We start from the raw sequence: 11499 nt of genomic DNA on the forward strand, positions 1-11499 counted from the left end.
CCCATGTAAAAAACACTAAACTTATTCACAGTGGATAAGTTTAGTGTTTTTTAGTTATCCACATTCATTTTCCCCTCAAAAAAACCGGCACTCACTTGAGTAACCGGTCATTTGGAAGATATTACAACATACCGATGCGGTTCATTTCCTTCAGAAGTTGTATTGATATCTTGATGATTAGATAATGCTTGATGAATAATTTTTCGTTCAAAAGATGGCATTGGCTCTAAAACAACTCTTTTTTTCGTATGAGACACTTGTTTTGCTAATCGATAAGAAAGTGCTTCTAACGTACTTTTTCTTTTACTACGATAATTTTCAGCATCTAGTGTAATACCCACATACTGCTTCGCATTACGATTCGCGACAAGTTTTGTCAAATACTGCAAGGAGTTCAATGTATTACCTCTTTTCCCAATTAAAACACCCACATTATCTCCACAAATTGTAAATTCAACTTCACGTCCCTTTACAATTTTACTAATCTCAACCTCAACACCCATATCGCGAATAACATTTCTTAAATATTCTTCGCAATCTTGAATCGGATCTTTCTTCAATACAACTTCTACTACTGCAGGACGATTCCCAAATAAACCTAAGAATCCTCTTTTACCCTCATCGATAATATTTATATCAACTCGATCTTTTGAAGTGTTTAATTGTCTTAAAGCATCTTCTACTGCCAGCTCGACTGTTTGTCCTTTAGCAGTAATTACACTCACTTGCCTGATCCTCCAGCCTTACCAGCCTTAATTTCTGGCCCTTTGATAAAGTACATTTGAGCGATACCGAAGATATTACCAACAACCCAGTAAAGTGATAATGCAGCCGGGAAGTTAATTGCAAAGACTAAAATCATAATCGGCATAAGCCAAATCATCATTGCCATTTGTGGATTTTGACCAGCAGTTCCTGCCATTGAAAGCTTTTGCTGAATAAATGTCGTAATCGCTGCAATAACCGGTAAGATATAGTATGGATCTGGCTGTCCTAAATCAAACCATAAAAATGTATGTTTACTAATTTCTGATGTTCTCATAATCGCATGATAAAATGCGAATAAAATAGGCATCTGAACAAATATTGGTAAACAACCAGCTAATGGGTTTACACCATGTTTTTGATATAACTGCATCATTTCTTGTTGTAGTTTTTGCTGTGTTGCTTGATCTTTAGAGCTATATTTCTCTTTTAATCTTACCATTTCTGGTTGTAACGCTTGCATTGCCTTCGTACTCTTCGTTTGTTTAATCATTAATGGTAATAATGCAAAACGAATAATAAGAGTCGTAACAACGATTGCTAAGCCATAATTCTTACCGAATAACTCTGCAAAATACGTGATTAACTGAGACAGTGGATATACGAAATATTCATTCCAAATCCCAGTACTATTTGGCGTAATCGGCTGACCCGTTTCACTACAACCAGTAGCAATTGCCATTAATGCAACAACCATGGCTAGTAAACCTAGTTTCTTTTTCAAAGCCTACTCCTCCTTGTATCGGTATGTATATAGTGTAATTCATTTCCTTACGCTACTTTTTTATTCTTTTCATACCAGAGCGTTTAAAGACATGAATTAAGCTTTTCTTTACTTCTTCATATGTCATCTCTGCACAAGGCTTCCTTGCTATTATAACAAAATCTTTTCCAGAATCTATCTCATCTTTTAATTCTATGATTGACTGGCGAATCATACGCTTAATTCGGTTACGAACTACTGCATTTCCTATTTTCTTGCTAACAGAAAGGCCGATACGAAAGCTTTGCTGATCTTCCTTATCTAATTGGTATACAACAAATTGCCGATTAGCATTCGATTTTCCTTTTTGAAAAACCGTCTGAAATTCATCATTCTTTTTTATACGATTTTTTTTCTTCATATCAATTGACACTCCTGTATTTCATCAGCGGAAATTCACTATTATTAGAAAAAAAGACCACTGAACGATCAGTGGTCTACGCAGATAATACTTTTCTTCCTTTACGACGACGAGCTGCTAGCACTTTACGTCCGTTCGCTGTGCTCATACGGCTGCGGAAACCATGTACTTTGCTGCGCTTACGTTTATTTGGTTGGTAAGTTCTTTTCATTATATGACACCTCCCTGAGGAATATCTGTTAAAGACAGTCCTATAAATTATAGTTAATCAACTAGGAAAATGTCAATGGTTCTCGAAATTTTCATCAAATATTCATTTTGAACCTATTCACATACTTTTTCACAGATCCTATATTTCCTTGTGGATAAATGTTTTTTTCTGTTTTTTATATCCACAAACTTTTTTCTCACTTTTACACAGTATATCGTATTGTGGACAAGTTTATTCCACAAGGTATTGATTTTGTGGATAACTTTCTTATTTTCATTGCTATAGCTACTTTTTTTTGATATTATAGTTGTGTTTTCACTTTGAATAAGTTTTCCACATCTTTATCTTATCCACAAATTGTGCATAACATGTGGACAGTTTTAATCACATGTGGGTAAATAGTTGTCCACATTCACTTTTTTTGTCGAAAACCCTATCTCATATACAAACGACGTTTTTAGGTTTTAAAATACGTTTCGTATAAATATACATTTTCTATTTATAAGGTTGTACATTTGTTGCGCAACCTTATTCTTTTACCATCTTAGTAAAGGAGGGACACCTTTGGAAAACATTTCTGATTTATGGAATAGTGCCTTAAAAGAACTAGAAAAAAAGGTCAGTAAACCTAGTTATGAAACATGGTTAAAGTCAACAACTGCACACAATTTAAAGAAAGACGTATTAACGATTACAGCTCCGAATGAATTTGCTCGTGATTGGCTGGAATCCCATTATTCAGAACTCATTTCGGAAACACTTTATGATTTAACAGGGGCAAAATTAGCGATTCGCTTTATTATTCCCCAAAGTCAAGCGGAAGAGGACATTGATCTTCCTCCAATTAAACCGAATCCAGCACCAGATGATCCTGCTCATTTACCACAGAGCATGCTAAATCCAAAATATACATTTGATACATTTGTTATTGGCTCTGGTAACCGTTTTGCTCATGCTGCTTCTTTAGCTGTAGCCGAGGCGCCAGCCAAAGCATATAATCCTCTCTTTATTTACGGGGGAGTTGGGCTTGGAAAAACGCATTTAATGCATGCGATCGGTCATTATGTAATTGAACATAATCCAAATGCGAAAGTTGTATATTTATCATCAGAAAAATTTACAAATGAATTTATTAACTCTATTCGTGATAATAAAGCGGTCGATTTTCGTAATAAGTACCGCAATGTAGATGTTTTATTGATAGATGATATTCAATTTCTTGCTGGAAAAGAACAAACTCAAGAGGAGTTTTTCCATACATTTAATGCATTACACGAAGAAAGTAAGCAAATTGTAATTTCAAGTGATCGGCCACCAAAAGAAATTCCAACTTTAGAAGATCGTCTTCGTTCTCGCTTTGAATGGGGACTCATTACGGATATTACGCCACCAGATTTAGAGACGCGAATTGCAATTTTACGTAAAAAAGCAAAAGCTGAAGGACTTGATATACCAAATGAAGTTATGCTTTATATCGCAAATCAAATTGATTCAAACATTCGTGAGCTAGAGGGTGCACTCATCCGAGTTGTAGCTTATTCATCTTTAATTAACAAAGATATTAATGCTGATTTAGCAGCTGAAGCACTTAAAGATATTATTCCAAATTCTAAACCAAAAATTATTTCTATTTATGATATTCAAAAAGCAGTCGGGGACGTTTATCAAGTAAAATTAGAAGATTTCAAGGCGAAAAAGCGTACAAAATCAGTTGCGTTTCCTCGCCAAATTGCAATGTATTTATCACGCGAACTTACAGACTCCTCTTTACCTAAAATAGGCGAAGAATTTGGTGGACGTGATCACACAACTGTTATCCATGCCCACGAAAAAATTTCTAAGCTACTAAAAACGGATACGCAATTACAGAAACAAGTCGAAGAAATTAATGATATTTTAAAGTAGTAGCTGAATAGTGTGAATAACTTACCTTATTTTACGCACAGTCTATCCACATGTAGATAGACTGTTTTTACATCCTTCAACGGGGTTATCCACATATCCACAAGCCCTACTACTATTACTACTATTTTTTATCTTTATTAATTAAATAAAATCTTATACTTACCGGAGGTTTTTCGTTATGCATTTTACAATACAAAAAGACTATCTTGTAAGAAGTGTGCAAGATGTAATGAAGGCTGTTTCTTCTCGTACAACAATTCCGATTCTTACAGGGATTAAAGTTGTCGCTACAGAAGAGGGAGTTACATTAACAGGAAGCGATGCTGATATTTCTATCGAATCGTTTATTCCAGTCGAAGAAGATGGAAAAGAGATCGTGGAAGTATCACAATCAGGAAGTATTGTTTTACAGGCGAAATATTTTAGTGAAATCGTAAAAAAATTACCTAAAGATACAGTCGAAATTTCTGTGGAAAGTCATTTTATGACAAAAATAAAATCTGGAAAATCAGAGTTTAACTTAAATGGTTTAGATTCTGCCGAATATCCGTTATTACCACAGATTGAAGAACATCATGTTTTCAAGATCCCAACAGATTTACTTAAACATATGATTAGGCAAACTGTATTTGCAGTTTCTACTTCTGAAACAAGACCGATCTTGACAGGTGTAAACTGGAAGGTATATAACAGCGAGTTAACTTGTATTGCAACAGATAGTCACAGACTAGCACTTCGAAAAGCAAAAATCGAAGGACATAATATTGCTGATGAATTCCAAGCAAATGTTGTTATCCCTGGTAAAAGCTTAAATGAATTAAGTAAAATTCTAGATGAATCAGAAGAAATGGTGGATATCGTTATTACGGAGTATCAAGTATTATTCCGTACAAAACACCTTTTATTCTTCTCAAGATTGTTAGAAGGTAATTATCCAGATACAACACGTTTAATTCCTGCTGAGAGTAAAACTGATATTTTTGTAAATACAAAAGAATTTTTACAAGCAATTGATCGTGCTTCATTATTAGCGAGAGACGGCCGAAACAATGTTGTAAAATTATCAACGTTAGAGCAAGAAATGTTAGAAATTTCCTCTAATTCACCAGAAATCGGAAAAGTAGTAGAAGAGGTTCAATGTGAAAAAGTAGATGGAGAAGAGTTAAAAATATCTTTTAGTGCAAAATATATGATGGATGCATTAAAAGCTTTAGATAGTACAGAAATTAAGATTAGCTTTACTGGAGCGATGAGACCATTCTTGATTCGTACAGTAAACGATGAGTCCATTATTCAATTAATTTTACCAGTTCGTACTTACTAAGTAAGAAATAAGGGTTGCTAGTTTAAAGATGCTAGTAGCCCTTATTTGATTTTTGGGTATTACTTTCCTAATGTTAGTTTATTTAGTACAATGAAAGAATGAACACTTTCAGAAAGTGAGCGATTTTTATGAAACGTATTAAAATTTCAACAGAGTATATTACACTAGGACAATTTTTAAAGCTAGCTGATGTAATTGATACAGGTGGCGCTGTAAAATGGTTTTTACAAGAATATGAAGTGTACGTGAATCAAGAACTTGAAAATAGAAGAGGTCGCAAATTATATGCGAACGATATTATTGAAATTCCAGGAAGCGGAACTTTCGAAGTTCAGGCATAAAGGGGGAGCCCTTTGTTTATTTCAGAAATACAGTTAAAAAACTATCGCAATTATGAAAATTTAGAGCTTTCCTTTGAAGATAAAGTGAATGTAATTATCGGCGAAAATGCGCAAGGGAAAACAAATTTGATGGAAGCTATTTATGTTTTAGCGATGGCCAAATCACATAGAACCTCTAATGATCGTGAACTTATCCGCTGGGATGAAGATTTCGGTCAAATTAAAGGGAAATTACAAAAGAGAAACAGTTCTTTGTCTTTGGAATTAAATATTTCAAAAAAAGGTAAAAAGGCAAAATTAAACCAACTTGAACAACAAAAATTGAGTCAATATATTGGTGAAATGAATGTTGTCATGTTTGCCCCAGAAGATTTAAATCTTGTAAAAGGAAGCCCTCAAGTAAGAAGACGCTTTTTAGATATGGAACTAGGACAAATAGCACCCGTTTATTTGTATGAACTAAGCCAATATCAAAAGGTGCTCACACAACGAAATCACTTGCTGAAAAAAATGCAAGGGAATAGTAAGAATGAGGAAACGATGTTGGATGTATTTACACTTCAACTTATTGAACACGGTGCAAAAATATTGCGAAAGCGTTTTGAGTTTTTGCGTTTATTACAAGAATGGGCAGCTCCAATTCATCGTGGTATAAGCCGTGGGTTAGAAGAATTAGAAATTGTTTATAAACCGAGTGTAGATGTATCAGAATCAATGGATTTGTCGAAAATAAAAGAAGTATACTATGAAAGTTTTCAATCTGTGAAACAACGTGAAATTTTCCGTGGTACGACTTTAATTGGTCCTCATCGTGATGATTTACAATTCTTCGTTAATAGTAAAAATGTTCAAGTCTTTGGTTCGCAAGGACAACAACGAACGACCGCACTATCCCTAAAATTAGCTGAAATCGAATTGATTTATTCAGAGGTTAAAGAATATCCAATCCTTTTGCTGGATGATGTTTTATCAGAATTAGACGATTATCGTCAATCACATCTGTTAAATACAATTCAAGGAAAGGTGCAAACATTTGTTACAACGACGAGTGTCGACGGAATTGAACACGAAACATTGAAAGATGCGAAAACAATTCATGTAACGAACGGCACGGTAGATTGTGAAATAGATAGGGCATAAAACCCTGTTTAAATGGAAAAGTAGGTGATCTTTGTGTCAATGGAACAAAAGCAAATGCAAGAAAATGCATATGATGAAAGTCAGATACAGGTACTTGAAGGACTAGAGGCAGTTCGGAAACGCCCGGGTATGTATATTGGATCTACGAGTGGGAAAGGACTTCACCACCTTGTATGGGAAATTGTCGATAATAGTATCGATGAAGCGTTAGCAGGATATTGCGATGAAATTAACGTTAGTATTGAAGAAGATAATAGTATTCTTGTAACGGATAATGGACGCGGTATTCCAGTTGGTATACAAGAAAAAATGGGACGTCCCGCAGTAGAGGTTATTATGACAGTCCTCCACGCTGGTGGTAAATTTGGCGGTGGCGGTTATAAAGTTTCTGGTGGTTTGCATGGTGTTGGTGCATCTGTTGTAAATGCCTTATCAACAGAACTAGAAGTATTTGTACATCGTGATGGCAAAATTCATTACCAAAAGTATGAAAGAGGTATTCCAGCTGCGGATTTAAAAGTCATTGGTGATACAGATAAAACGGGAACAATAACTCGCTTTAAGCCGGATCCAGAAATTTTTAAAGAGACGACAGAATATGAATTTGATACGTTAGCGACTCGTATGCGTGAATTAGCATTTTTAAATCGTAATATTAAATTAACTATAGAAGATAAGCGTGAACATAAGCAAAAGAAAGAGTTTCACTATGAAGGTGGAATTAAATCATATGTTGAACATTTAAATCGTTCAAAACAACCAATTCATGAAGAGCCTGTATATGTAGAAGGTTCAAAAGATGGTATTCAGGTTGAAGTTGCGCTTCAATATAACGAAGGCTATACAAATCATATTTACTCATTTACAAATAATATTCATACGTATGAAGGTGGTACACATGAGGTAGGATTTAAAACTGCCCTAACACGTGTGATCAACGATTATGGTCGTAAAAATAACATTTTAAAAGATGCGGATAGTAATTTAACTGGTGAAGATGTTCGTGAAGGTTTAACAGCAATTGTGTCAATTAAACATCCGAATCCACAATTCGAAGGACAAACGAAGACGAAGCTAGGGAATAGTGAAGCGAGAACGATTACAGAGTCAGTATTCTCAGAGGCGTTTGAAAAGTTCTTACTGGAAAACCCCAATGTTGCGCGTAAAGTTGTAGATAAAGGGACGATGGCAGCGCGTGCGCGTGTAGCAGCTAAAAAGGCTCGTGAGTTAACTCGCCGAAAGAGTGCTTTAGAAGTTTCAAGTTTACCAGGGAAATTGGCAGACTGTTCTTCTAAAGACCCAGCAATTAGTGAAATTTACATCGTAGAGGGTGACTCTGCCGGTGGATCAGCGAAACAAGGGCGTGATCGTCACTTCCAAGCAATTTTACCACTTAAAGGTAAAATTATTAACGTTGAAAAGGCGCGATTAGATAAAATCTTATCTAACGATGAAGTGCGTACAATCATTACTGCTATTGGTACGAACATTGGTGGAGACTTCGATATTGAAAAGGCACGTTATCATAAGGTTATCATTATGACCGATGCCGACGTAGATGGTGCGCATATTCGTACCCTATTATTAACGTTCTTCTATCGTTATATGCGTCAAATAATTGAGTGTGGTTATATCTATATTGCACAGCCGCCATTGTTTAAAGTACAACAAGGTAAAAAAATTCAATATGCTTACAACGATAAAGAACTTGAAAAAATACTAGCTGAATTACCGGCACAACCTAAGCCTGGGATTCAGCGTTATAAAGGTCTAGGGGAAATGAATCCAACTCAGCTATGGGAGACGACAATGGATCCAGAGGTACGTTCGTTACTTCAAGTTTCTCTTCAAGATGCAATTGAAGCGGATGAAACATTTGAAATTTTGATGGGAGATAAAGTAGAGCCGCGTCGTAACTTTATCCAAGAAAATGCAAAATACGTGAAAAACCTTGATATTTAAGTGAGTAATGACAGGAATTTAAGTATTCCTGTCTTCTACATATAAATCAATGTATGTGTAACGGAAATGTAAGAGGAGGTGCTCGTTGATGTCAGACAATCAACAACAAGCACGAATTCGAGAAATTAATATTAGTCATGAAATGCGTACCTCATTTTTAGATTACGCAATGAGTGTTATCGTATCTCGTGCATTGCCGGATGTTCGTGATGGGTTAAAGCCAGTGCATCGTAGGGTTTTATATGCGATGAATGATTTAGGAATTACAGCTGATAAAGCATATAAGAAGTCAGCGCGTATTGTCGGCGAAGTAATTGGTAAGTATCACCCGCACGGTGATTCAGCGGTTTATGAAACAATGGTACGTATGGCGCAAGATTTTAGTCAACGTTATATGCTTGTTGATGGGCATGGTAACTTTGGTTCTGTTGATGGAGATTCAGCGGCAGCAATGCGTTATACAGAAGCAAGAATGTCTAAGATTTCTATGGAATTAATACGCGATATTTCAAAAAATACGATTGATTATCAAGATAACTATGATGGCTCTGAAAGGGAACCAGTTGTATTACCAGCACGTTTTCCTAACTTATTAGTAAATGGTACGACGGGTATTGCGGTTGGTATGGCAACAAACATTCCACCGCATCAACTTGGAGAAGTAATTGACGGTGTGTTGGCATTAAGTCATAACCCTGATATCACTATCGCGGAATTAATGGAATATATTCCTGGTCCAGACTTCCCAACATCAGGTCTAATCTTAGGGCGAAGTGGAATTCGAAGAGCTTATGAAACAGGTCGCGGTTCTATTATACTTCGTGCTAAAGTTGAAATTGAAGAGAGAGCAAATGGTAAACAATCTATTATCGTAACAGAACTACCTTATCAAGTTAATAAGGCGCGATTAATTGAAAAGATTGCAGAATTAGTTCGTGATAAGAAAATTGAAGGCATTACAGATTTACGTGATGAATCGGATCGAAATGGTATGCGTATTGTTATGGAAGTACGCCGTGATGCCAATGCCAATGTACTATTAAATAATCTATATAAACATACAGCACTTCAAACGAGTTTCGGTATTAATATGTTGTCTCTTGTAAATGGAGAGCCACAAGTCCTAAATTTAAAACAAAATCTATATTATTATTTAGAGCATCAAAAGGTAGTGATTCGTAGACGGACTGCTTATGAATTAGAGAAAGCAGAAGCGCGCGCTCACATTTTAGAGGGGTTACGAATTGCTTTAGATCATCTGGATGAAGTTATTACGTTAATTCGTAGTTCGAAAACGGCGGATATTGCAAAGCAAGGCTTAATGGAGCGTTTCGGTTTAAGCGAGAAACAAGCGCAAGCGATTTTAGATATGCGTCTGCAACGTTTAACGGGATTAGAGCGTGAAAAAATTGAGCAAGAATATCAAGAGTTAATGAAGTTAATTGCTGAATTAAAAGCAATCTTAGCAGATGAAGAGAAAGTTCTTGAAATTATTCGTGAAGAGTTAACGGAAGTAAAAGATCGCTTCAATGATAAGAGACGAACAGAAATTACAATCGGTGGTATGGAATTTATTGAAGATGAAGATTTAATTCCTGAGCAAAATATTGCGATTACGTTAACTCATAACGGTTATATTAAGAGGTTACCAGCTTCTACGTACAAAACACAGAACCGCGGGGGACGTGGTGTACAAGGAATGGGTACGAATGATGATGACTTTGTTGAACATTTATTAACAACATCTACTCATGATCATATTTTATTCTTTACAAACAAGGGTAAAGTATACCGTACAAAAGGATATGAAATTCCAGAGTATAGTCGTACGGCAAAAGGACTACCGATTATCAACCTATTAGGGGTAGATAAGGGTGAGTGGATTAATGCCATTATTCCAATTCGTGAATTTGGTGACGATCAGTTCTTATTCTTTACGACGAAACAAGGTATCTCTAAGAGAACACCGCTGTCATCGTTTGCAAATATACGTACAAACGGTTTAATTGCAATTTCGCTTCGTGAAGAAGATGAAGTGATTTCTGTACGTTTAACATCTGGTGATAAAGATATTATCGTAGGGACAAGCAACGGTATGCTAATTCGCTTCAATGAACAAGATGTACGTTCTATGGGCCGTAATGCAGCTGGTGTAAAAGCTATTACACTAGGCGAAGAGGACCAAGTAGTAGGTATGGAAATTGTTGAAGAAGATACGAATGTCTTAATCGTAACGAAAAACGGGTATGGTAAGCGCACACCGGTTGAAGAGTATCGACTACAAAGTCGCGGTGGTAAAGGTCTGAAAACTTGTAACATTACAGATAAGAACGGTAAATTAGTAGCGGTTAAGTCTGTAACGGGTGAAGAAGACATTATGTTAATTACAGCAGCGGGTGTCATTATTCGTATGCCGGTTGATCAAATCTCTCAAATGGGACGTAATACACAAGGTGTTCGTCTAATTCGATTAGAGGATGAGCAAGAGGTAGCGACAGTTGCAAAAGCACAAAAAGATGACGAAGAGGAAGTTACTGAAGAGGTTTCTTCTGAAGAATAAGAGTGGGGATTTCCCCACTCTTTATTTTTTTATAATAATACTTGCATAGTAATAAGAAAGTCTATATAATAGGCAGAGTCAGCAAATGAGAGATACAAGTTATCAAAAAAACTTGTTGACGAAAATAATATACTATGATATATTATGAAAGTCGCTGAAACGCGATG

At 35.8% G+C, this 11499-nt stretch carries 10 protein-coding genes; 6 read left to right on the plus strand and 4 right to left on the minus strand.

Annotated elements, in window-relative coordinates:
* Positions 1-107: 107 nt before the first annotated feature.
* The 4 genes from jag to rpmH all read right to left on the minus strand — a co-directional run bounded on the left by jag (position 108) and on the right by rpmH (position 2100).
* On the minus strand, positions 108-725 hold the full coding sequence (jag, locus tag COI75_RS06865) for an RNA-binding cell elongation regulator Jag/EloR (protein WP_098448266.1): 618 nt from the start codon (positions 723-725) through the stop codon (positions 108-110).
* Positions 722-1489, minus strand: a complete 768-nt coding sequence (gene spoIIIJ / locus COI75_RS06870; protein ID WP_000727736.1) for a YidC family membrane integrase SpoIIIJ — start codon at positions 1487-1489, stop codon at positions 722-724. The genes jag and spoIIIJ overlap by 4 nt, the downstream gene beginning before the upstream one ends.
* Positions 1490-1541: 52 nt before the next feature.
* Complete coding sequence (gene rnpA, locus COI75_RS06875; RefSeq protein ID WP_000728893.1) at positions 1542-1889, minus strand: ribonuclease P protein component; 348 nt, start codon at positions 1887-1889, stop codon at positions 1542-1544.
* Between the two features lie 76 nt (positions 1890-1965).
* On the minus strand, positions 1966-2100 hold the full coding sequence (gene rpmH, locus COI75_RS06880; protein WP_000831901.1) for a 50S ribosomal protein L34: 135 nt from the start codon (positions 2098-2100) through the stop codon (positions 1966-1968).
* Between the two features lie 564 nt (positions 2101-2664).
* Between rpmH and dnaA the strand changes: the two genes are divergently transcribed.
* The 6 genes from dnaA (at position 2665) to gyrA (ending at position 11332) form a co-directional block, all read left to right on the plus strand.
* Positions 2665-4005, plus strand: coding sequence for a chromosomal replication initiator protein DnaA (gene dnaA, locus COI75_RS06885; RefSeq protein WP_000428016.1), 1341 nt, complete (start codon positions 2665-2667; stop codon positions 4003-4005).
* Between the two features lie 178 nt (positions 4006-4183).
* On the plus strand, positions 4184-5329 hold the full coding sequence (gene dnaN / locus COI75_RS06890) for a DNA polymerase III subunit beta (RefSeq protein WP_000545923.1): 1146 nt from the start codon (positions 4184-4186) through the stop codon (positions 5327-5329).
* 128 nt (positions 5330-5457) lie between these two features.
* Positions 5458-5670 (plus strand): S4 domain-containing protein YaaA, encoded by a 213-nt coding sequence (gene yaaA, locus COI75_RS06895; RefSeq protein ID WP_000821368.1) that lies wholly within the window; start codon positions 5458-5460, stop codon positions 5668-5670.
* Positions 5671-5682: 12 nt separating this feature from the next.
* Entirely contained in the window at positions 5683-6810 is a 1128-nt protein-coding gene (gene recF / locus COI75_RS06900; RefSeq protein WP_000470757.1) for a DNA replication/repair protein RecF, read from the plus strand.
* 39 nt (positions 6811-6849) lie between these two features.
* Positions 6850-8772 carry a DNA topoisomerase (ATP-hydrolyzing) subunit B gene (gene gyrB, locus COI75_RS06905; RefSeq protein WP_000435978.1) on the plus strand — a complete coding sequence of 641 codons (1923 nt, stop codon included), beginning with the start codon at positions 6850-6852 and terminating at the stop codon, positions 8770-8772.
* 88 nt (positions 8773-8860) lie between these two features.
* Positions 8861-11332: a DNA gyrase subunit A gene (gene gyrA, locus COI75_RS06910; RefSeq protein ID WP_001282870.1), complete on the plus strand. Its 2472-nt coding sequence runs from the start codon at positions 8861-8863 to the stop codon at positions 11330-11332.
* Positions 11333-11499: the final 167 nt, after the last annotated feature.

This window comes from Bacillus cereus, assembly GCF_002564555.1.
GTDB classification, from domain to species: Bacteria; Bacillota; Bacilli; order Bacillales; family Bacillaceae_G; genus Bacillus_A; species Bacillus_A cereus_K.